26 protein-coding genes are annotated in these 21,262 nt (G+C 70.6%); 15 read left to right on the forward strand and 11 right to left on the reverse strand.

Annotated features, from left to right (window positions below; all coding sequences use genetic code 11):
- From VF592_RS01660 to cobS, 9 genes are all read right to left on the reverse strand, one after another.
- Window positions 1-1,063 (reverse strand): PepSY-associated TM helix domain-containing protein (locus tag VF592_RS01660; RefSeq protein ID WP_331003860.1); only part of this gene is annotated, 1,063 nt, incomplete at its 3' end.
- A gap of 10 nt (window positions 1,064-1,073) precedes the next feature.
- A complete protein-coding gene (locus VF592_RS01665; RefSeq protein ID WP_331003861.1) occupies window positions 1,074-1,757 on the reverse strand; it encodes a Fe2+-dependent dioxygenase in 684 nt (227 codons plus the stop codon).
- The gene (locus tag VF592_RS01670) at window positions 1,751-2,461 is read right to left on the reverse strand and encodes a tetratricopeptide repeat protein (RefSeq protein WP_331003862.1); all 711 of its coding nucleotides are present in this window, start codon (window positions 2,459-2,461) and stop codon (window positions 1,751-1,753) included. The genes VF592_RS01665 and VF592_RS01670 overlap by 7 nt, the downstream gene beginning before the upstream one ends.
- A 14-nt stretch (window positions 2,462-2,475) precedes the next feature.
- Entirely contained in the window at window positions 2,476-4,980 is a 2,505-nt protein-coding gene (locus VF592_RS01675; RefSeq protein ID WP_331003863.1) for a TonB-dependent receptor, read from the reverse strand.
- A gap of 53 nt (window positions 4,981-5,033) precedes the next feature.
- A complete protein-coding gene (locus tag VF592_RS01680; protein WP_331003864.1) occupies window positions 5,034-5,327 on the reverse strand; it encodes a ribbon-helix-helix domain-containing protein in 294 nt (97 codons plus the stop codon).
- A complete protein-coding gene (cobT, locus tag VF592_RS01685) occupies window positions 5,324-7,141 on the reverse strand; it encodes a cobaltochelatase subunit CobT (RefSeq protein ID WP_331003865.1) in 1,818 nt (605 codons plus the stop codon). The genes VF592_RS01680 and cobT overlap by 4 nt, the downstream gene beginning before the upstream one ends.
- Window positions 7,141-7,527 carry a type II toxin-antitoxin system VapC family toxin gene (locus VF592_RS01690; protein WP_331003866.1) on the reverse strand — a complete coding sequence of 129 codons (387 nt, stop codon included), beginning with the start codon at window positions 7,525-7,527 and terminating at the stop codon, window positions 7,141-7,143. The genes cobT and VF592_RS01690 overlap by 1 nt, the downstream gene beginning before the upstream one ends.
- Window positions 7,527-7,814, reverse strand: a complete 288-nt coding sequence (locus VF592_RS01695) for a type II toxin-antitoxin system prevent-host-death family antitoxin (RefSeq protein ID WP_331003867.1) — start codon at window positions 7,812-7,814, stop codon at window positions 7,527-7,529. The genes VF592_RS01690 and VF592_RS01695 overlap by 1 nt, the downstream gene beginning before the upstream one ends.
- Before the next feature lie 45 nt (window positions 7,815-7,859).
- The gene (gene cobS / locus VF592_RS01700; protein WP_331003868.1) at window positions 7,860-8,864 is read right to left on the reverse strand and encodes a cobaltochelatase subunit CobS; all 1,005 of its coding nucleotides are present in this window, start codon (window positions 8,862-8,864) and stop codon (window positions 7,860-7,862) included.
- 158 nt (window positions 8,865-9,022) lie between these two features.
- Here cobS and VF592_RS01705 point away from each other — a divergent pair, with 158 nt between their 5' ends.
- From VF592_RS01705 to VF592_RS01720, 4 genes are read left to right on the forward strand one after another with little or no spacing between them, the layout of a single operon-like run.
- Window positions 9,023-9,478 (forward strand): SRPBCC family protein, encoded by a 456-nt coding sequence (locus VF592_RS01705; RefSeq protein ID WP_331003884.1) that lies wholly within the window; start codon window positions 9,023-9,025, stop codon window positions 9,476-9,478.
- Window positions 9,475-9,663, forward strand: a complete 189-nt coding sequence (locus tag VF592_RS01710) for a VOC family protein (RefSeq protein ID WP_331003869.1) — start codon at window positions 9,475-9,477, stop codon at window positions 9,661-9,663. The genes VF592_RS01705 and VF592_RS01710 overlap by 4 nt, the downstream gene beginning before the upstream one ends.
- Window positions 9,663-9,902: a VOC family protein gene (locus tag VF592_RS01715; RefSeq protein ID WP_331003870.1), complete on the forward strand. Its 240-nt coding sequence runs from the start codon at window positions 9,663-9,665 to the stop codon at window positions 9,900-9,902. Before VF592_RS01710 ends, VF592_RS01715 begins: the two co-directional genes overlap by 1 nt.
- A complete protein-coding gene (locus VF592_RS01720; protein WP_331003871.1) occupies window positions 9,899-10,252 on the forward strand; it encodes a DUF1428 domain-containing protein in 354 nt (117 codons plus the stop codon). Before VF592_RS01715 ends, VF592_RS01720 begins: the two co-directional genes overlap by 4 nt.
- On the opposite strand, the gene VF592_RS01725 is transcribed toward VF592_RS01720, so the two are convergent.
- Window positions 10,249-10,869 carry a J domain-containing protein gene (locus VF592_RS01725; protein WP_331003872.1) on the reverse strand — a complete coding sequence of 207 codons (621 nt, stop codon included), beginning with the start codon at window positions 10,867-10,869 and terminating at the stop codon, window positions 10,249-10,251. The two genes, VF592_RS01720 and VF592_RS01725, sit on opposite strands and share 4 nt — an antisense overlap.
- 39 nt (window positions 10,870-10,908) lie before the next feature.
- On the opposite strand from VF592_RS01725, the gene VF592_RS01730 reads away from it, so the two are divergent.
- The 4 genes from VF592_RS01730 to VF592_RS01745 are packed head-to-tail and all read left to right on the forward strand — an operon-like array spanning window position 10,909 to window position 13,442.
- Window positions 10,909-11,202 (forward strand): BolA family protein, encoded by a 294-nt coding sequence (locus VF592_RS01730; protein WP_331003873.1) that lies wholly within the window; start codon window positions 10,909-10,911, stop codon window positions 11,200-11,202.
- Window positions 11,199-11,669, forward strand: a complete 471-nt coding sequence (locus tag VF592_RS01735) for an NUDIX hydrolase (protein WP_331003874.1) — start codon at window positions 11,199-11,201, stop codon at window positions 11,667-11,669. The genes VF592_RS01730 and VF592_RS01735 overlap by 4 nt, the downstream gene beginning before the upstream one ends.
- A complete protein-coding gene (locus tag VF592_RS01740) occupies window positions 11,659-12,558 on the forward strand; it encodes a pirin family protein (protein ID WP_331003875.1) in 900 nt (299 codons plus the stop codon). Before VF592_RS01735 ends, VF592_RS01740 begins: the two co-directional genes overlap by 11 nt.
- Window positions 12,555-13,442 carry an alpha/beta hydrolase gene (locus VF592_RS01745; RefSeq protein ID WP_331003876.1) on the forward strand — a complete coding sequence of 296 codons (888 nt, stop codon included), beginning with the start codon at window positions 12,555-12,557 and terminating at the stop codon, window positions 13,440-13,442. Before VF592_RS01740 ends, VF592_RS01745 begins: the two co-directional genes overlap by 4 nt.
- Here the strand turns inward: VF592_RS01745 and VF592_RS01750 are convergent.
- Window positions 13,439-14,524, reverse strand: a complete 1,086-nt coding sequence (locus tag VF592_RS01750) for a DUF2332 domain-containing protein (RefSeq protein WP_331003885.1) — start codon at window positions 14,522-14,524, stop codon at window positions 13,439-13,441. The two genes, VF592_RS01745 and VF592_RS01750, sit on opposite strands and share 4 nt — an antisense overlap.
- Before the next feature lie 59 nt (window positions 14,525-14,583).
- On the opposite strand from VF592_RS01750, the gene hisG reads away from it, so the two are divergent.
- The 7 genes from hisG to VF592_RS01785 all read left to right on the forward strand — a co-directional run bounded on the left by hisG (window position 14,584) and on the right by VF592_RS01785 (window position 21,105).
- Window positions 14,584-15,246 carry an ATP phosphoribosyltransferase gene (gene hisG, locus VF592_RS01755; protein WP_331003877.1) on the forward strand — a complete coding sequence of 221 codons (663 nt, stop codon included), beginning with the start codon at window positions 14,584-14,586 and terminating at the stop codon, window positions 15,244-15,246.
- Window positions 15,243-16,538, forward strand: a complete 1,296-nt coding sequence (gene hisD / locus VF592_RS01760; RefSeq protein WP_331003878.1) for a histidinol dehydrogenase — start codon at window positions 15,243-15,245, stop codon at window positions 16,536-16,538. Before hisG ends, hisD begins: the two co-directional genes overlap by 4 nt.
- Before the next feature lie 246 nt (window positions 16,539-16,784).
- Entirely contained in the window at window positions 16,785-17,264 is a 480-nt protein-coding gene (gene nusB, locus VF592_RS01765; protein WP_331003879.1) for a transcription antitermination factor NusB, read from the forward strand.
- Between the two features lie 3 nt (window positions 17,265-17,267).
- Window positions 17,268-17,444 (forward strand): DUF4169 family protein, encoded by a 177-nt coding sequence (locus tag VF592_RS01770; RefSeq protein ID WP_331003880.1) that lies wholly within the window; start codon window positions 17,268-17,270, stop codon window positions 17,442-17,444.
- A gap of 83 nt (window positions 17,445-17,527) precedes the next feature.
- Window positions 17,528-17,929: a potassium channel family protein gene (locus tag VF592_RS01775; protein WP_331003881.1), complete on the forward strand. Its 402-nt coding sequence runs from the start codon at window positions 17,528-17,530 to the stop codon at window positions 17,927-17,929.
- A 19-nt stretch (window positions 17,930-17,948) separates the two neighbouring features.
- Window positions 17,949-18,872, forward strand: a complete 924-nt coding sequence (gene thiL / locus VF592_RS01780) for a thiamine-phosphate kinase (protein ID WP_331003882.1) — start codon at window positions 17,949-17,951, stop codon at window positions 18,870-18,872.
- A gap of 61 nt (window positions 18,873-18,933) precedes the next feature.
- On the forward strand, window positions 18,934-21,105 hold the full coding sequence (locus tag VF592_RS01785; RefSeq protein ID WP_331003883.1) for a sodium-translocating pyrophosphatase: 2,172 nt from the start codon (window positions 18,934-18,936) through the stop codon (window positions 21,103-21,105).
- Window positions 21,106-21,262 lie beyond the last annotated feature (157 nt).

Genomic DNA, 21,262 nt, shown 5'->3' on the forward strand with positions numbered 1-21,262 from the left:
TGGCCTTGGCCCGCCACCCGCGCGAGCGCCACCACATGATCACGCCCGTCACTCCCAGCAGCACGGGGATCATCCCGCCCAGGAAGATGACGACGCGCCAGACCAGCCCCATGCCCGTCCCGTCATGCAGGCGCCGCATCAGCCGCGCGACCCCTGCCTGGGGCGGCCCCGCCTCGCGCGTCACCGCGCCGGTGCGGTCGTCGACCGACAGCTGCCCGCGCTCCAGCCGCACCGTCCATGCCGGCTTCTTGTCGGTCGGCCAAGCGATCTGGCGCACCTCGCCGCCACGCGCAGCGGCGAGCACCTGATCGACCGAGCGCGTCGTCGCCTCGATCGGCCGCGCCCGCGCCGCCGCCTGGCGCGCACGCTGGGCACCGCCCCCGCCCGTCTCGCCGGTCAGCGCGCCGAAAAAGGCGGGAAACGAGATCCACGCCCCCGTCAGCGACAGCATGAACAGCGGCACCGCGATCCAGAAACCGAACTGGTAATGGAGGTTGGTGTCGGTGTTGGGATGCCGCCGCCACCGGAAACCGCGCGTCCAGCGCCCCATGGCGGGCCACCAGAGCCAGATGCCCGTCAGCGCCGACAACATCATCGCGACGCCGATCCACCCGACGATCTGCCGTCCGACACCGGGGATCAGCAGGCTGCCGTGGAGGACGTGGAAGACGCGCATCAGCCCGCCATTGCTCGGCGCCACGTCGAGCACGCGCGCGGTCGGCGGGTCGAGATAGATGTTGGTCCGCTGCGGCGGCCCCGGCCGCGCGGGCGCTTTTGCGGGCGCGGCGGACACCACCACCGGGCCGCCATGCTCGGGCATGGCCAAGGTCGCGACGCGGTCGCCCGGCGTCATCACCGCCCGCGCCGCGCGCAGATAGGCGTCGGGCGCGATCAGGGCGTCGCCGCTGACCGCATAGCGCGCCGGATCGAGCACCGGCTCCAGCTCCTCGTGCCACACCAGCACCGCGCCCGTGAACGAGATCGGGATGATGAGGATCGCGAGCAGCAGCCCGATCCATTTGTGAACCTGGAACCAGGTGCGCCGCAGCGCCTGTTTGCTCATCGCCCTACCCTTACATCTCGGCCCAGCGCCGCAGCAGATTATGATAGACGCCGGTCAGCCTGACCACCGCCGAATCGCCCTGGCCCCGATCGGCCGCGACCGCCTGGACCGCGCCGTCCAGTTCGAACAGGATGCGCCGGTCGCCGTCGTCGCGGATCATCGACTGTATCCAAAAGAAACCCGCGACGCGCGCGCCCCGCGTCACCGGCTCCACCCGGTGCAGACTCGACGCCGGATAGAGCACCAGATGCCCCGCGGGCAGCTTGACCCGCTGCTCCCCGAACAGGTCCTCCACCACCAGCTCGCCGCCGTCATAGTCTTGCGGGTCGGACAGGAACAAGGTCGCCGACAGGTCGGACCGGATGCGGAAATCGCTGCCCCGGCGGATGCGGACCGCATTGTCCACATGCGTCCCGAACGCCTGCCCGCCCGTGTACCGGTTGAACAGCGGCGGAAACACCTTGAGCGGCAGCGCCGCCGCCACGAACAGCGCCGACCGCGCCAGCGCATCGAGCACCAGCGCCCCCGCCTCGCGCGCCGCGTCCGACTCCTCGGGCAATTGCGCGTTGCGCTTGGCGAGCGCGGATTGCGCGCCCGAGGTCGCGTTCCCGTCCGCCCAGTCGCCCGCCTCGACCACCGCCCGGACGCGCGTCAGCTCGTCCGCCGTCAGCACGTCCGGGACCGCGATCAGCATCCCGCGCCCCGCCGGAGCGCCGCCAGTCCGTCGGTCCGCAGCCGCGGCGCGTCCGATCGCGCGAGCCATTCGGCCGCCTTGGCGACGAAGGGCGCGTTGCCCGCCGCGCCCGCGCGCTCCAGCCACATGACGGCGCCGTCGAGATCGCCCGCCGCCGCCAGCATCCGCGCATGGTTGAACATGCCGCGAAAATCGCCCCCCGCCGCCGCCCGCGCGTAACACTCGGCCGCGGCGTCCAGGTCGCGCGGGCAGGCCCAGCCGTCCTCGCGAAAACTGCCCACGAAGTTCACCGCCTTGGCATAGCCCTGCGCCGCGGCCCGCTCCAGCCAGGCGAGCGCCGCCGCTTTGTCTTGCGGAACGCCCTCGCCCAGCGCGAGCAGCGTCGCATGATTGTACATCGCCTCGACCAGCCCGCGCTCGGCGGCGACGCGGAAGCACGCGGCGGCGCGGACCTTGTCGACCGCGACGCCTTGGCCAAGATCGTAACAGCGCCCGACCATGTTGAGCGCCATCAGGTGATCCTGCGCGGCCGCGCGCATGAACCATCCGAAGGCAGCGCGTTCGTCGCGCGCGACCTCGGTGCCGTCGAGCAGCATCTGGCCGTAGACCGCCTCCGCCTCGGCGATGCCGGCCTCCGCCGCCTGCACGATCAGCGCAGCGCGGCCCGGCCCCGACAACCGCTCGGTCAGCTCGTCCGGGCTCAAGGCTGAGAGCGCCGTCAGAACCGCACCCCCAGCGTCCCGAACACCGTCCGGCCCGGCGCGATGATCGCGTAATGCGAGCTGAACGCCTGGCTGAAATAGCGCTCGTCGGTCAGGTTCTGGACGTTGACCGACAATTGCACCCGGTCGGTCAGGTCGACGCCGGCGCGCGCGTCGAAGCGCCAGTAACTCGGCACCGACCGCGCGATCACGACGGTGGCGGGCACCACGCTCGCCGCCGATCCCGTGCCTTGGACGAAGCGATTGTCCGCGTAACCGCCGAACACGCGGCTCGTATAGAAGGCGCCGCCGCCGATATCGAAGCGCCCGAAATCGTAATTCGTCCAGAGCGTGAAGCTGTGCTTGGCGGTCTGCGGGAATTGCCGACCCGTATTGACCGAAGGCTGCAGCACCGTGCGCGCGCCGGCGCCGGCGCCGGCGGGCAGCACGAAGGCGGTGAAGCCTCCGTCGACGATCTCCGCGTCGAGATAGGTATAGCCGCCGAACAGGTTCCAGCGCGGCGTGATCCGCCCGTTGAAGCCCAGCTCGACGCCGTCCACCCGCCGCTCGCCGATGAACGCCACCGTATTGGCGTCGCTCGTCACGCGCGCGTTCCTGGTCTCGGTGCGGAACAGCGCGGCGGTCAGCGCCAGCTTCTCGCCGAACAGGTCCGCCTTGGCGCCGACCTCATAGGAGCGCGACCGCTCGACCCTCAGCGCCTCGATCGCCGCCTGGCCCGCGGCGCCGCCGACCGTGCCGAGCGCGTTGCCCTCCTGACCCTCGCCGATCAGGCTGTTGGGCGGCGTCGCCGAGGTGGCGTAGGACGCGTAGACGCTGGTATTCGCGCTGGGTTTGAAGATCGCGCCCGCCTGATAGGTCACGAAATCGTCGTCGCGCCGCACCACCGGCCGCTCGCCGCCCGCCAGCGGCAGCCTGACCCTGGAGGCGAAGGACTCGTACCGGATACCGAGATTGACGATCAGCGCGGGCGACAGGGTGATGCTGTCGAACGCGTACACGGCGCGGGTCTTGCCGTCGGTGATCGTCGTCGTACCCGGCGCCCCACGCACGATCGGCGTCGTCGCGGTCGTGCTTCCGGCTGCGTAGTTCACCCAGGGGTCGTTCGGGTTCGGGTTGAACAGGTCCGCGCAATTATAGGGGGCGACGCCCGGCGCGGTGCCGCAGCGCGTTCCGCCCGCCGCGTTGCCCGCGCCGGCATTGACCACGAACGTCCCGCGCTCCGCCTGCTCCCAGCCGATCTCGCCGCCGACCGCGAAGCTGTGCTCGACGCCGCCGGTGCGGACGACGCCCGACAGGTCGAGCTGGTCGATCAGGCTCTCCGTCGTGCCGAAGCGCGTGTTCGCGCGCCGCCAGACGCGCCCGCCAGCGGTATAGTCGTTGAACCGAGCGCTCGGCGACGCGCCGTTGCGCTGGCCGGCGGGGATGCCGAACGCGTTCGCCTGGCTGTCGTCGGGCTGGGTGAAGATATAGGCCTGGCTCGCACGGCTGTAGCGGGCGGTGTTGCGCAGCGTGACGCCGCCGAAATCATGCTCGGCGCGCAGGGTCGCCTGGTCGACCTTGGTTTTGCGGAAATCGCGGTCGACCAACCCGTAGAAATTGTCGGGCGAGATGCGCCCGGTCACGCCCGACGCGGTCGTGAACCGTCCGACCGTCGGCTCGGAATTGATCGTGCCGCTGCTCCCCGCCGGGGTCGCGTTGACGTTGGCGCTCGCGACATAGGCATAAGGGAAGCCGCTGTCGGGCAGCTCGTCGGTTTCCAGATGATAATACATCGCGGTCAGCCGGGTCGGCCCGCCGACCCCGACCGTGATCGACGGCGCGATGCCCCAGCGCTTCTGGAACAGCGCGTCGCGGCCCGCCACGTCCTGGTCGTGCCACAATCCGTTCAGCCGGAACGCGACGTTATCGGCGACCGCAAGGTTCAGGTCGGCGGTGGCGCGCTTGTAATCGTCCGACCCGTAGCTGATCGCCCCGCTCGCGAAAGTGCCGGGCATCGGCATCTTGGACTGGATGTTGAGCGTCCCGCCCGCCGCGCCGCGCCCGCCCAGGGTCGAATCCGACCCGCGCACGATCTGGATCGATTCCACGGCGAACACCTCGCGGCTCTGCGCGCCGATGTCGCGCACCCCGTCCAGATAGGTCGATCCCTGGCTGTCGAACCCGCGAATGAACGGCCGGTCGCCGACCGGGTTGCCGCCCTCCGCCGCGCCGAAGGTGATGCCGGGCACGGTACGCAGCGCGTCCTGCAGGCTGTTCGACCCCGACTGCTCGATCACCTCGCGCGGCAGCTGCACCGTCGATCGCGGGGTGTTGATCGGCGGCGCAACCTCCTTGGGGTTCACGCGCTTCAGCCGCTCGCCATTGACGACCACGTCGGGGCCCGTCTCGGGCTCGTCGGCGGTCACCGGCGCCGGGTCCGCCGCAAGCGCCGGTGCGGTGACGAACGCCCCGACGCAGCTCAGCGCGAGAAAGGCGGGCAGTCGGGTCGTTGCGGCGTTCATCTTATGCTCCCTCTTGGAGCAACCGCTATTGCGACCCATTCGCAGTGTCAATCTTATTGCGAATGATTTTCAGTCTTGATGATCTGTGTTTTCCCCATGCCCGACCGACCAGCTTCCGCGAACAGCCAGCTTCGCAGCGCGCTCGCCAGATTGGGCGGATCGCGCTGCGTCACCCGCGCAGCGTCGATCGCGGCGACCAGCGCCGACAGCGGCAACGCGCGCGCCCGCGCCGCCGCTTCCAGCGCGGCCCAGAACAACGGCTCCAGGCTGATCGAGGTCGCATGGCCCGCGATCGTGATCGACCGCTTGACCGGCCCCGCATACCCGCCCGGCGGAAGGTCGATCACGGCGTGTCGAACAGCGCCGCCAATTGCTCGACGATCGTGCCGCCCAGTTGCTCGGCATCCATGATCGTGACGGCGCGGCTATAATAGCGGGTCACGTCATGGCCGATGCCGATCGCGACCAGCTCGACCGGCGACTTGCCCTCGATCCACCCGATCACCTGGCGCAGATGCCGCTCCAGATAGGACCCGGAGTTCACGCTGAGCGTCGAATCGTCGACGGGCGCCCCGTCGGAGATGACCATCAGCACGCGCCGTTCCTCGGGCCGCGCCATCAGCCGCGCATGCGCCCAGAGCAACGCCTCGCCGTCGATATTCTCCTTGAGCAGTCCCTCGCGCATCATCAGCCCCAACGCGGTGCGCGCGCGGCGCCACGGCTCGTCGGCGCGCTTGTAGATGATGTGGCGCACGTCGTTCAGCCGCCCCGGCTGGGGCGGGCGACCGGCCGCCAGCCAGGTCTCGCGCGCCTGCCCGCCCTTCCAGGCGCGGGTGGTGAAGCCCAATATCTCCGTCTTGACGCCGCACCGCTCCAGCGTGCGTGCCAGGATGTCGGCGGATATCGCCGCGATCGAGATGGGCCGCCCCCGCATCGACCCCGAATTGTCGATCAGCAGCGTCACCACCGTGTCGCGGAAATCGGTCTCGCGCTCGATCTTGTAGGACAGCGACTGGGTCGGGTTGACGATGACGCGCGCCAGCCGCGCCGCGTCGAGCATCCCCTCGTCCTGGTCGAAGTCCCAGGACCGCGACTGCTGCGCCATCAACCGCCGCTGGAGCCGGTTGGCGAGCTTCGACACCGCCGATTGCAGATGCACGAGCTGCTGGTCCAGATAGCCGCGCAAGCGCGCCAGCTCGTCGGCGTCGCACAGGTCGGACGCCAGCACGACCTCGTCATAGTGCGTGGTCCAAGGCTTGTAGTCGAATTGCGGCGACAGGTCGGGCATAGGCCGGTTGGGGCGGACGGGCTGCGCGCCCTCCTCGCCCTCGTCGCCGGGATCGCCGTCGCTGTCGGGCATGTCCTCGCCCATTTCGGCGCCGTCGCCGTCTTCGCCCTCGGACTCGCGTTCCTCACCGCGCGCCTCGACCTGGCCCTCGCCCTCGGCGCCTTCCTCTTCGCCGTCCTCGCCCTCCTGCTGCTCCTCGTCGGTGCCCTCGTCCTCCTCGCCCCCGTCCTCGGCTTCTTCCGGGACCTGCTCGCCCTCGATCAGCTCCAGGTCGGCGAGCAGCTTGGTCGCCAGCGCCTGGAACGCGCGCTGATCGTCCAGCGCCAGGCCCAGTGCCCCCAGATCGGCCTTGGACTCGACCCAGTCGCGTACCATCGCCAGCCCCGGCTCGGCGGCCTCGGGCGCGGCGACGCCCGTCAGCTTCTCGCGCACCAGCAGCTGGAGCGCGGTCGACAGCGGCACCTCGGCGGCCGTCCGCGCCCGCGTGATCGGGTCCGACCGCAGCCGCATGGCGAGCGCCGTGCCCAGATTGTCGGACACCCCCGCATAGCCGCGCGCGCCCAGCGCCTCGATCCGCGCGGTCTCCACCGCGTCGAACACCGCGCGCGCGACCGCCTCGGCCGGCGCCCCGCGCTGATGCAGCGCCGTGTCATGGTGCCGCAGCCTGAGCGCGAACCCGTCCGCGAACCCGCGCGCCTCCGCCACCTGCTCGGCCGGCAACTGCCGCGCGGGCATCGGCACCTTCAGATGCTTGCCCGACTGCGCCGGCGCGTCGGCCGTGAAGGCCAGCTCCACCTCCGGCTCGTCCGCCAGCGCGCGCGCCGTCCCGGCGAGGACGGCCTTGAACCGGTCGAGGGGGGTCTCTTCGGCCATTACCAGAGCACCTCGCACCCAAAGGCCGCGATTTCGGGGTCGCGGGTGACGACGGTCAGCCCCTCCAGGAGCGCCTGCGCCGCGATCAATCGATCGAACGGGTCCTTATGGGCGCCCGGCAGCGACCCGCCATGCACGCCGTGCCGGACCGTGATCGGAAGATGCCGGAACCGTTCTTGCACGATATCGTCATGAAAGGTCGGCACCCGCGCGCGAAGCTCGGGCAGTTGTCCCTTGCGAACCTTGGTCGCGATTTCCCAACCGGTCGCGGCGCTCACGAACACCTCATTCGCCGCGTCCGCCATCGCCTTCCTGGTGTCATCGCGCAGGATCGGGTCATCCATCCACCACCAGATCACCGCATGCGTATCGAGCAGCAATCGCATCAATTTTCCGGCGGGAAGATGCTGGCGTTCTCGATGTCGTCCAGCTCTTCCTCCGTGAAGCAGGGACTCATGACGTCCTCGTACGACACGCTCCGCAATAGGTGCTTGAAGCGGCCTGGCGTACGCGCGACGCTCGAAGGTGATGAGATCGGGACGAGCTTGGCGTATGGCACGCCCGCCTTGGCGACGATGATCTCCTCGCCCGCATGGGCGCGGTCGACCAGACGAGACAGATGAGTCTTCGCCTCGTGAAGGTTGAACGTCTTCTGCGGATCGGCCTCGGCCATCTGCACCTCCTTCAATGGACTAAGTAGCCTAGTCCACTCCCGCCTTCAACCCTTCCCCACCACGCTCTCCGGCAGGTCCTTCCCGAACACGCGCTGGTAATATTCCGCCACCAATGGCCGTTCCGCCTCGTCGCATTTGTTGAGGAAGCTCAACCGGAACGCGAAGCCGACATCGCCGAAGATCAGCGCGTTCTGCGCCCAGGTGATGACGGTGCGCGGGCTCATCACCGTGGATATGTCGCCCGCCACGAAGCCCTTGCGCGTCAGGTCGGCGACGCGCACCATCGAGTCCACCGTCTTCTTGCCGTCGGGCTTGTCGTACTCGCCCGACTTGGCGAGCACGATCCGCGCCTCGACCGCGGCGGGGAGGTAGTTGAGCGTGACGACCACGTTCCACCGGTCCATCTGCCCCTGGTTGATCTGCTGGGTGCCGTGATACAGGCCGCTCGTGTCGCCCAGCCCGACCGTGTTGGCGGTGGCGAACATGCGGAACCAGGGATTGGGGCGGATCACGCGATTCTGGTCGAGCAGGGTCAGCTTGCCCTCCGTCTCCAGCACGCGCTGGATCACGAACATCACGTCGGGCCGCCCCGCATCATATTCGTCGAATACCAAAGCGGTCGGCGTCTGGAGCGCCCAGGGGAGCAGGCCTTCGCGGAATTCGGTCACCTGCTGCCCGTCGCGCAGCACGATCGCGTCGCGCCCGACCAGATCGATGCGGCTGATATGCGCGTCCAGGTTGATGCGGATGCACGGCCAGTTGAGCCGCGCGGCCACCTGTTCGATATGCGTCGACTTGCCCGTGCCGTGATAGCCCTGAACCATCACGCGCCGGTTATGCGCGAACCCCGCGCAGACCGCGAGCGTGGTGTCGGCGTCGAACACATAGGCCGGGTCCAGATCGGGCACCCGCTCGTCCGCCTCGCTGAACGCGGGCACTTTCATATCGACATCGATCCCGAACAGCTCGCGCACGCCGACCTGCTTGTCGGGGGCGGCGAGCAGCGTCGTCTCGCGGCTGTCGGGCTGGGTGTTCGGGATATCGGTCATGTCGGGTCCTTGAGGGCGCCGTCCCCCTTGCCGTTCGCGCCCCGTGAAGTCGAGACACATGGTTGAACGGATCAGCTCGCGACCGGCTCCCCCTTACGCATCCGTGCGATCTTGGGGCAGGATGCCGATCACCGAGTCGCGTGAACCGGGGGAGGATCATGGTCGAGCAGCTGGAACTCAGCGTCGAACGGCACATCGCCGCGCCGCCGGACGCGGTGTGGCGCGTCCTGACCGAGCGCATGGCCGAATTCTGGTGCCCCAAGCCCTGGACGACCGAGATCGTCGAGCAGGACTGGCGCGCGGGCGGGCGCTGCGCGATGGTCATGCGCGGCCCCGACGGCGAGGCCGCTCCCCTCGAAGGCGTGTTCCTGGACGTCGTGCCCGGCCGCCGCTTCGTGACGACCGACGCCTATGGCGCCGGCTGGGTCCCCCGCGAGCCCTTCATGACCGGCATTTGGGAGGTCGAGCCCGATGGCGAGGGCACCCGCTACCGCGCGACCGCGCGCCACTGGACAGCCGAAGCGGCCGAGAAGCACCGCGCCATGGGGTTCGAACAGGGCTGGGGCGTCGTCGCCGACCAGCTCAAGGCATTGTGCGAGGAGCAGGCCGGGTGAGCAGCCATCCCGACCAGGGCCCGACCGCGGGCGTCACGCCCCATCTCGCCATCGCCGACGGCCGCGCGAGCGAGGCGATCGACTGGTATGTCCGCGCCTTCGGGGCGGAAGAGCGCGTGCGGATGCCGCACGATGACGGCCGGCGCCTGATGCACGCGCATCTCGTCATCAATGGGGGTCGCTGATGCTCGTCGACGACTTCCCCGAATATAGCGGGCAGGCGATGGGGGCGCCCGAGGGCGTGTGGATGCACCTGCAGGTCGACGACGCCGATCGCTGGTACGCGCGTGCCGTTGAGGCCGGCGCGGAGCCGGCCATGCCCGTGTCCGACATGTTCTGGGGCGATCGTTACGGCCAGCTGCGCGACCCGTTCGGCCATCTCTGGTCGATCGGCTCATCGGTGGAAAAGGGAGAATCGGAATGAGCTATGTCGACGCTTTCGTGATCGCCGTTGAGGATGCGCGACGCGACGCGTTCATCGACCACGCGCGGCGCATGGACGCGCTGTTCCTCGAATGGGGCGCCACCCGGGTGATGGAATGCTGGGCCGACGACGTACCGACCGGCCAGGTCACCGACTTCGGCCGCTCGGTGCAGCTGAAGGAGGGCGAGTCGGTCGTCTTCTCCTGGATCGAATGGCCCGACAGGGCGACGCGCGACGCAGCGTTCAAGAACATGGAGTCCGACGAACGCATGATGGCCGAACCCATGCCCTTCGACGGCAAGCGCATGATCATGGGCGGCTTCACCCCCGTGGTCGAACTCACCCCTTAAGCGAAGGCGGGCGCCTGCCGGAGCTGCTGGTACGCCGCGATGACCTTTTGCAGCGCGCCCTCGTGGCTCCGGTCGCCACCGTTGCGGTCGGGATGATAACGGCGGACCAGCTCGCTGTAGCGCTTGCGCAGCGCGTGCCGATCGGCGGTCGATTCGAGCCCCAGGACGCGCAGGCTCTCGCGGTCCTGCCCCGATAAGGGCTTGCCGTCGGTGCGCTCGGGCGCGGGCTCGCGGCGGAAGCGCGCGGCGATCGCGTCTAGCGGGTCGGAGAAATCGGCCCAGCGAGGGCCCCGCTCCGACGCATTGCCGGCGAAGGCGCGCGTCTCGCGCTCCCATCCCGCATAGGGCCGCTGCGCCGCGTGGATCTCCTCCGCGCTCATGCCCGAGAAGAAATTATACCGGGCGTTGAACGCGCGGACATGGTCCAGGCAGAACCAGCGGAACGGCGGCGGGCCGTCCGCGCTCGCCCAGCCATCGGGGGGCGGGGCGCGGAACTCACCGGGCTCGGCGCAATCGGGGTCGGCGCAGACCCGCCCCGTCCCCTCGACCCGACCATGGAAGCGGGGGCCGGGGCGATCCTTCGGGCCCCGATCCTTACCTTCATCACTGCGCGACACGACCCACCCATTCCCGGACAAACGCGTTATATAGGCGCCATGACCGCACCCGCCACCGCTCCCTTCCCCACCGTCGTCCAGAAAATAACGGCCCGGCTCAACGACATGCTCGAACCCACCCGGCTCGATGTCGTCAACGAAAGCCACCACCATGCCGGGCACAGCGGCGACGACGGCACCGGCGAGACGCATTTCGCGGTCGCGATCGAAAGTCCGCGCTTCGCGGGGCTCAACCGCGTCGCGCGCCAGCGGCTCGTCAACCGGGCGCTGGCCGATCTGCTCGCCGGCCCCATCCACGCGCTGTCGATCCGCGCCGCCGCGCCGGGCGAATGACGAGCGGGTCGAAAGAAGGTGGTCGCCGCCCCCGCCCCGCCGCGCGCATCCTGCTCGTCGACGGCGCGGGCCGCGCGCTGCTGTTCCGCTTCACCGTCGCAGGCCGCGCGCCCTTCTGGGTGACGCCCGGCGGCGCGCTCGATCCGGGCGAGAGCTACGAGGACGCCGCCCGCCGCGAACTCCGCGAGGAGACCGGGCTCGACCGCGACCCCGGCCCGCAGGTCGCGCGGCGCGTCGTCGACTTCGTCTCGGTTGAGGGCGTGCCCGTCACCGCCGACGAACGCTATTTCCGGGTCGATATCGGAAAGCACGCGGTCGACCCCGCGCTCCATACCGATCTGGAGCGCCGCGTCATGCAGAGCTGGCGCTGGTTCACCCGCGCCGACCTCGCTACGCATGGCGAGGCGATCTACCCGGCGGACCTCGCGGAGATGCTCGACGCCACGGAGCCCCACCATGCTCGATAGCTTCATCGAACAGACCCTGTTTCCCGTCACCCACGACCTGGGCGGGTTCAAGGTCCACCGCACCCTGCCCGCGCCCGAGCGCACCATGGTCGGCCCGTTCCTGTTCTTCGACCAGATGGGTCCCGCGACGCTCCCGACCGGCGAGGGGATCGACGTGCGCCCGCATCCGCACATCAACCTGTCGACCGTGACCTATCTGTTCGCCGGCGCGATCGACCACCGCGATTCGCTGGGCACCGCCAAGCGGATCGAGCCCGGCGCGGTCAATCTGATGACGGCGGGCCGCGGCATCGTCCATTCCGAACGCTCGCCCGGCGACGAACGCGCGCACGGGCCGGTGCTGTCGGGTATCCAGACCTGGCTCGCCCTCCCCGACGCATTGGAGGAGTGTGGCCCCGCCTTCGAGCACGTCGCGGCCGACGAGCTGCCGGTGATCGAGGCCGGGGGCGCTCGCGCCCGCATCATCATGGGCGCGCTCTGGGGCCGGTCGGCGCCGACCACCGCCCATGCCGGCGCGATCTATGCCGATATCGCGCTGTCGCCCGGCGCGCGGGTGCCGATCGACGCCGCCGCCGACGAGCGCGCGCTCTACCTGGCGGACGGGAAGGCGGTGCTGGAGGGCGTGCCGCTCCTGCCCATGCGCCTCTACGTGCTGCGCCCCGGCATCGCCGCGACGCTCGGCTCGGCGGCGGGCGGGCGGGTGATGCTGTGCGGCGGCGACGCCTTTTCGACCCCGCGCCATGTGTGGTGGAACTTCGTCTCCTCGCGCCTCGACCGCATCGAACAGGCCAAGCGCGACTGGCGCTCGGGCGCCTTTCCGCTCGTCCCCAACGACGCGGCGGAGTTCATTCCCATCCCCGACCGGCCGCTGACGGTGAGCTATCCATGACCGACCACCCCCTGACCCGCGTGTCGCTGTCCACCGGCGTCGAACTCGACGTCCAGGTGGCGGGCGACCCGGCGCACCCGCCCGTGATCCTGCTGCACGGCTTTCCCGAATCGCACCGCACCTGGCGCGGCATCGTCCCCGACCTCGCGCGCGACCATTTCGTCCTCGCCCCCGACCAGCGCGGCTATGCCCGGTCGAGCAAGCCCGCCCACGTCGAGAGCTACACCGCCGACAGGATCGTCGCCGATCTGCTCGCGCTCGCCGATCACTTCGGCCTCGACCGCTTCACGCTGGTCGGCCACGACTGGGGCGGCGCGATCGCGTGGATGGCGGCGCTGCGCCATGCCGACCGCGTCGCGCGGCTGGTCATCGTCAACGCGCCCCATCCCTTCATCTTCCAGCGCAGCCTGATCGACGACCGCGCGCAGCGCCGCGCCAGCCAATATATCCGCGCCTTTCGCGACACGAGCCTCGACCGGGGGCTGGTCGGCGCGGGGCTGGAGCGGTTCTTCGGCTCGACCTTCGCCCATGTGCTGACCAGCGTGGTCGCGGGCCGCGACAAGGCCGCCTATCTGGACGAATGGGCGCAGCCGGGCGCGATGACCGCGATGCTCAACTGGTATCGCGCCAGCGCCTTCATCGTGCCCGAGACCGACGAGGTGGTCCCCCGCCCCGCCTTTCTCGACGCCCCCTTCCCGCCCGTGACCCAGCCGGCCCTCGTCATTTGGGGGATGGAGGACAAGGCGCTTCTGCCGGTCCAGCTCGACGGGCTCGATGCCTTCGTCCCCGACCTGACGATCCGGCGCGTCGACGGCGCAGGGCATTTCGTCCCCTGGGAGGACGCCCCCGCCGTCATCGCGGCGATGCGCGACTGGGGCGTCTAGCCGGGCGCGACGCCCCGCATCACATAATCGCTTGTCCGGTAAGGAGGCGTCAGCCCCTCCACCCAGGCCCCGTGCGCATGGGTGAACGCGACCAGTTCCATCGGGCGCGCGCCCGGCCAGCCGCGCACGCGCACCTCGTGGCGGTGGAGGTCGCGATTGGGCTCCATCATCACCCAGCCCAGCGGCCGCGCCGCCGTCGCCCGCGCGCCCGCCGCCGCCATCGCGTCGCGGATGCGCGCCTGCGACGCGGGGGGCAGATATTGCCACACCACCGAATGCATCAGCACGCGCGCGACCCCCGCCGCCTGCGGCTCCGCCAGCCGCGCCTCCACCCAGTCCGCCGCATCGCCCCGGTCGAGCCGCACGCCGTGCGCGCGCACCAGCGCGATCGCCGTCGCCAGCCGCGCCCTCCGCTCCACCGCGTCGACCCACACATAGGCCTGGAGCCGCGCGGCCGCCGCCGGATCGCCCAGGTCGATCGGCGCGATATCGACGCCGCGCACCGAACCGATCGTCACGTCCGCGTCCGGCGGCGGCGTCCCTCGCCATTCGGGCGCGATCGTCAGCGCGGCGTCGCCCGGCCCGGCCCGCACCCCGCCCAGATCGAATCCGTAGCGATCGATCAGCAGGTTCAGCCCCGCGCTCGATCCGATCTCCAGCAGCTCGAACGGTTGCCCGAACCGCTCGGCGAGGTGGAGCAGCCCCGTCATCAGCCCCGCCGACCGCCCCGCCTCGTTGGTCTGGGGCGGCCCGTCCAGCCAGGGCAGCAGCGCCGCGTCGTGCCGCCGCACCGCCGCGCCGAGCACCGCGGCCGCATCGACCGGGGCACCCACGAACACCGCCGACAGCGCCGGATCGATCCCCGCCAGGTGCAGCGCGTGAAGCCCGCCCACCAGCCTCAGCACCATCGCGTCCGCCACCGGCTCGCCGGGCCAGTCGAGCACGCGCCGCCCGGTCTCGCTGTCCCGGTCGATCGCGGTCGCCAGCGCGGTGACGATCCGCGTCGTGATGGGCGCGTCCATCGCCCCCGAATAGCCCGCCTGGACCCGGAACGCCGCCCGGTTCTCCGCCTCGCCCGCCATGCGCGCCACCTCCGTGCCCATGTTGCACCGCACCGACTGCACCCGTAAAGCCCGCCCGAATGCCCGCTCCGCTCATCATCGCCGTGCCCAAGGGCCGCATCCTGGCGGAGGCGCTGCCGCTCCTCGCGCGCGCCGGCGTCCGGCCGGAAGCCGCCTTTTCCGACGAGGACAGCCGCGCGCTCCGCTTCGCGACCGACGATCCCGGCATCCAGCTGATCCGCGTGCGCGCCTTCGACGTCGCCACCTTCGTCGCGCACGGCGCGGCGCAGATCGGCATCGTCGGCTCCGACGTGCTCGCCGAATTCGACTATTCCGAACTCTACGCGCCCGTCGATCTGGGCATCGGCCATTGCCGCCTGTCGGTCGCCGAGCCCGCCGAGCTGGCCCTGACCGACGATCCGCGCGGCTGGAGCCATGTCCGCGTCGCCACCAAATATCCGCACGTCGCCAAGGCGCATTTCGCCGCGCGGGGAGTGCAGGCCGAATGCGTCAAGCTCAACGGCGCGATGGAGCTCGCCCCGCTGCTGGGCCTCGCCCCGCGCATCGTCGACCTCGTCTCCTCGGGCCGCACCCTCAAGGAGAACGGCCTGATCGAGGTCGAGCGCATCATGGACGTGACCAGCCGCCTGGTCGTCAACCGCGCCGCGATGAAAACGCGCGGCGACGTGGTGCCGCTGGTGGACGCGTTCCGGCGGGCGGTGGAAACGGAGCAAGCGGCATGATTCGCCTCCATCACCTCGACGCCGACTTCGCCCCCCGCTTCGACGCGCTGGTGAACGCGCGCCGCGAGTCCTCCGCCGACGTCGCCCGCGACGTGGCCGCGATCATCGCCCGCGTCCGCGACGAAGGCGCGGTGGCGGTCGCCGACTACACCGCCCGCTTCGACCGCCACGATCTCGGCGAGACCGGCTGGGCCATCGACCCCGCGGCCTGCCAGGCCGCGTTCGACGCGCTCGACCCCGGCCTGGCCCATGCGCTCGAACTCGCCGCCGCCCGCATCCGCGCCTATCACGAGCGCCAGCGCCCCGCCGACACCGACTTCACCGACGAGGCCGGCGTCCGGCTCGGGGCGCGCTGGTCGCCCGTCGACGCGGCCGGGCTCTACGTCCCCGGCGGCCGCGCGGCGTACCCGTCGTCGCTGCTGATGAACGCCATCCCCGCCCGCGTCGCCGGGGTCGAGCGCCTCGCGATGGTCACCCCCACCCCGGACGGCCAGATCAACCCCCTCGTCCTCGCCGCCGCGCATCTGGTCGGCATCACCGAAATCTGGCGTGTCGGCGGCGCGCAAGCGGTCGCGGCGCTCGCTCATGGCGCCGGCCCGATCCGCCCCGTCGACGTGGTCACCGGCCCCGGCAACGCCTGGGTCGCGGAGGCCAAGCGCCAGCTCTACGGCACGGTGGGCATCGACATGGTCGCCGGCCCCAGCGAGATCGTCGTGATCGCGGACAGCGGCAACGACCCCGACTGGACCGCCGCCGACCTGCTCTCCCAGGCCGAGCACGACACCGTCACCCAGTCGATCCTGTTCACCGACGACGCCGCCTTCGCGGACGAAGTGGCGGCCCGCGTCGAGCGCCAGCTCGGCACCCTCGCGACCGAGGGCGTCGCCCGCATCGCTTGGGAAACCAACGGCGCGATCGTCGTCGTCGACCGGCTGGAGGACGCGCTGCCGTTCAGCGACCGCCTCGCCCCCGAACATCTCCAGCTCGCCGTCGCCGACCCGCAGGCGTTGTTCGCGCGCGTGCGCCACGCCGGCTCCGTCTTCCTCGGCCGCCACACGCCCGAGGCGATCGGCGACTACGTCGCCGGCCCCAACCACGTCCTCCCAACCGGCAGACGGGCCCGCTTCGCCAGCGGCCTGTCGGTGCTCGATTTCATGAAGCGCACCAGCTTCCTCCAGCTCGACGAGACGAGCCTGCGGGAGCTGGGTCCCGCCACGGTCGCGCTGGCGGAGGCGGAGGGATTGCCGGCCCATGCGCGGTCGGTGGCGCTGCGGTTGCGGTTGAACCGGTAGAGACCGGACCGGTCCCTCCTCCTGCCGTTCGTCCTGAGTAGCGGCCGAGTAGGCCCACTAGGGCCGTGTCGAGGACGCGTATCGAAGGACAAGCCGAGCGCCCACCCATGCTTCGATACGCTCCCCCGGTACGCCCCGCTTTGCGCGGCTACTCGGTCGCTACTCAGCACGAACGGGAAGGAAGCGGCACGTCGAGCCGACCTCGGGGCTGACACACCCCCCGTTCCCCCCTACATGCCCGCCTCCATGCCAGCCCCCGACACCCGCCCGCACACCCGCACCGCCGCCCGGACCAAGGCGCGCGCCGCCGCGCGGCTCGCCGCCGTCCAGGCGCTCTACCAGCACGAGATGGAGGGCACCCCCACCACCGCGCTGCTCCACGAATTCCACCAGCATCGCATCGGGGCTGTGATCGAGGAGGTCGAATATGCCGATGCCGACCTCGATTTCTTCGACGACCTCGTCCGCGGCGCCCGCGCGCGCGCCGACGAGATCGACGAGCTCGTCGCCCGCCACCTCGCCAAGGGCTGGAACCTGCCGCGCCTCGACAAGCCGATGAAGGCCATATTGCGCGCGGGCACCTATGAACTGCTCGCGCGCGCCGACGTGCCGGTGGGCGTGGTCATCAGCGAATATGTCGACGTCGCCCACGCCTTTTACGACCGGCGCGAGGCGGGGTTCGTCAATGGCCTGCTCGACACGATCGCCAAGCAGGTACGGACCTGACGGGTGGGGGAGGTCGTCAACCTCCGCCTGGCGCGCAAGGTGAAACTGCGCGCCGCCGTCGAGGCGCAGGCCGCGCGCAACCGCGCCGCCCATGGCCGCACCCGCGCCGAGAAACAGGCCGACGCGGCGGAAACCGAACGCCGCGCCCGCGAGCTCGACGGGGCGAAGCGCGACCGCTGAACCGGGCGCCGCGCCGAATCCTGTTCCCTTCGCGCACCGATCCCGGCAATCATCCGCGCGGCGACCGGGGAGGGGGGATCAGGATGAGCAGGCCATCGAAGGGCGCGGCGCGGCTGCGCGGGATCGCGGCCAACGCGATCGACGACATAGCGGGGCTGCTGACGCTCTACGTGCTGTGCATCACGCTCGCGGCGTCGCTGTTCGCGCTGGCGGAGGGCAAGCCCTTCACCGAGTCGCTCTGGTGGGCGTTCGTGACGGCGATGACGATCGGCTATGGCGACATCTTTCCGGTGACCGCGACCGGACGCGTGGTCGCGACCGCGCTGATGCATGTCGTGCCGCTGTTCATCATCCCGCTCATCACCGCGCGCATGGCGTCGCGGCTGATCGTCGACAGCGACGCGTTCACGCACGGCGAGCAGGAGGAGATCAAGGCGATGCTCCGCCGCGTGAACGAGCGCCTCGATCGCGACCAGGCGACGTGAGCGCGCGTCGCGCCCGACGGTGAACGAGGAGGACCTTCTCCGGCTTCTGCGCGCCCTGCCCCTCCACCCCGGCGCGCGGGGGCTGCGCGACGACGCCGCTATCGTCGGCGCCTTCGTGCTGACCACCGACACCTTGGTCGAGGGCGTCCATTATCTGCCGACCGACCCGCCGGGGGACGTGGCGTGGAAGCTGCTGGGCGTGAACCTGTCCGACCTCGCCGCCAAGGGCGCGACGCCCGAAGGCGTGCTCCTCAACTACCCCCTGCGCGATACCGACTGGGACCGCGCCTTCCTCCACGGCCTGGGCGACGCCCTGTGCGCGTATGACTGCCCGCTGATCGGCGGCGACACCGTCTCGCTCCCGCCGGGGGCACCCCGCCTCCTGACCCTCACCGCGCTCGGCCGCGACGCGGTGGCCCCGCCCCGCACCGGCGCAAAGGCGGGTGACGCGCTCTGGGTCACCGGCACGATCGGCGACGCGGGCGCCGGGCTCGCCGTCGCGCGGGGCGAGCCGGGCCCGGCCGAGCTTCTGGCCGCCTATCGCCGCCCGGTCCCCCGGCTCGTCGAGGGCCGCGCGCTCGCCCCCCATGTCCACGCGATGAGCGACGTGTCCGACGGCCTGCTGCTCGACGCCGCGCGCATGGCCGAGGCGAGCGGGCTGTCGGCCGCGATCGACCTCGCCGCCGTCCCGCTCTCCCCGGCCTATGTCGCTTACCGGGGCGACACCCGCGCCGCGCGCCGGGCCGCCGCGACCGCGGGCGACGATTACCAGCTCCTCTTCGCCGCCGCGCCCGATTACGTACCGCCGGTCACCGCCGCCCGCATCGGCGCCTTCGCGCCCGGCCGGGGCCTATCGCTCCACGACGCGGGCGAGGCGCTGCCGCTTCCCGGAACCTTGGGCTATCGGCACAGCCCCCTTGCGCCCGCCACCCGCGCGCCATAGCCTCCCGCCCGACGCGACCCCGGACCAAAGCGGGGCGCGACAGGGAAGGAAACTCGAAGGCATGACCATCGTCTACATCGCCATGGCGTGCGGCGTCCTCGCCGTGCTCTACGGCATCGTCACCAGCCGCCAGATCCTCGCGCTCTCGCCCGGCAACGCCCGGATGCAGGACATCGCCGCCGCCATCCAGGAGGGCGCCCAGGCCTATCTAGCGCGCCAGTACACCGCCATCGCGGTGGTCGGCGCGGTCGTCGCCGTGGTGCTGTTCCTGACGCTGGGCACCCTGTCGACGGTGGGCTTCCTGATCGGCGCGGTCCTGTCGGCGGCGGCGGGCTATGTGGGCATGAACATCTCGGTCCGCGCCAATGTCCGCACCGCGGAGGCCGCGCGCACCTCGCTCCAGGGCGGGCTGACCGCCGCCTTCCGCTCGGGCGCGGTGACGGGGATGCTGGTGGCGGGGCTCGGCCTGCTCTCCATCGCCGGTATCTTCTGGTATTTGGTCGCGGTGCAGGGCCACGCCCCCGCCGACCGCGAGGTGATCGAGGCGCTGACCGCGCTCGCCTTCGGCGCGTCGCTCATCTCCATCTTCGCGCGGCTGGGCGGCGGCATCTTCACCAAGGCGGCCGATGTCGGCGCCGATCTCGTCGGCAAGGTCGAGGCGGGCATCCCCGAGGACGACCCCCGCAACCCCGCCGTCATCGCCGACAATGTCGGCGACAATGTGGGCGACTGCGCGGGCATGGCCGCCGACCTGTTCGAGACCTATGTGGTGACCATCGGCCTGACCATGGTCTCGATCGCCTTGCTCGTCCCCAACGCGACGTTGCTGCTCGAGCTGATGGCGCTCCCGCTCCTCGTCGGCGGCGTGTGCATCATCACCTCGATCGTCGGCACCTATATGGTCCGGCTCGGCAAGGGCTCGATCATGGGCGCGCTCTACAAGGGTTTCTGGACCACCACGCTTCTCGCCGTGCCCGCTATCTATCTCGCCACGACCTATGTGCTCGGCGATCTGAGCCAGATCGTGTCGTCGGCGGCGACCTCGACGCTCCAGGCCTCGGGCGGCGTCGGCGGCGAGACGGGCGCGGCACGCGACGCGGGGCTCACCTTCACCGGCTGGGACCTGTTCTGGTCGATGATGATCGGCCTCGCCGTCACCGGGCTGCTCGTCTGGATCACCGAGTACTACACCGGCACCGACCACCGTCCCGTCCGCTCCATCGCCAAGGCGTCGGAGACCGGCCACGGCACCAACGTCATCCAGGGCCTCGCGATCAGCCTGGAATCGACCGCGCTGCCGACGTTGGTGATCGTCGTCGCGGTGATCGCCGCCTTCCAGCTGGCGGGGATCATCGGCGTCGCCTTCGCCGCCACCTCGCTGCTCGCGCTGGCGGGCATGGTCGTCGCGCTCGACGCCTATGGTCCGGTCACCGACAATGCCGGCGGCATCGCCGAGATGGCCGGGCTGCCCGACGATGTCCGCCACCGCACCGACGCGCTCGACGCGGTCGGCAACACGACCAAGGCGGTGACCAAGGGCTATGCCATCGGCTCGGCCGCGCTCGCCGCGCTCGTGCTGTTCGGGGCCTACACCACCGATCTCGACCGCTTCAAGGTCGAGCTCGGCCTGACCGAGCCGGTCAATTTCTCGCTCAACAACCCGTATATCATCGTCGGTCTGCTGCTCGGCGCGCTGCTGCCCTATCTGTTCGGCGCGTTCGGCATGACCGCCGTCGGCCGCGCCGCGGGGCATGTGGTGGAGGATGTCCGCCGCCAGTTCCGCGAGAATCCGGGCATCATGGCGGGCACCAGCCGCCCCAATTACGCCCACACCGTCGACATCGTGACCAAGGCGGCGATCAAGGAGATGATCGTCCCCTCGCTGCTGCCCGTCCTTTCGCCCATCGCGGTGTATTTCATCATCGCCGCGGTCGCCGGCCGCGAACAGGGCTTCGCGGCGCTCGGCGCGATGCTGCTCGGCGTGATCGTCTCGGGGCTGTTCGTCGCCATCTCGATGACCTCGGGCGGTGGCGCCTGGGACAATGCCAAGAAATATATCGAGGACGGCCATCATGGCGGCAAGGGTTCCGAAGCGCACAAGGCGGCGGTGACGGGCGACACCGTCGGCGACCCGTACAAGGACACGGCGGGCCCGGCGGTGAACCCGATGATCAAGATCACCAATATCGTCGCCTTGCTGCTTCTGGCGGCGCTGGCGGGCGGCGCCGGCTGATCGTTTCCGCTCCGGCGGTTCTAAAAAGCCCCGTCCGGAGCGATCCGGGCGGGGCTTTTCTCAGGGCGCGCCGAGCCGGGATATCTCCATTCGCCTCGCTGCTTCTCCGCATCGGACCCAGGCTTCCAGACCCAAAGGCTCACAGCTCGTCGAACAA

The sequence above is a fragment of the Sphingomonas sp. genome, assembly GCF_036388435.1.
In the GTDB taxonomy this organism is placed as follows: Bacteria; Pseudomonadota; Alphaproteobacteria; order Sphingomonadales; family Sphingomonadaceae; genus Sphingomonas.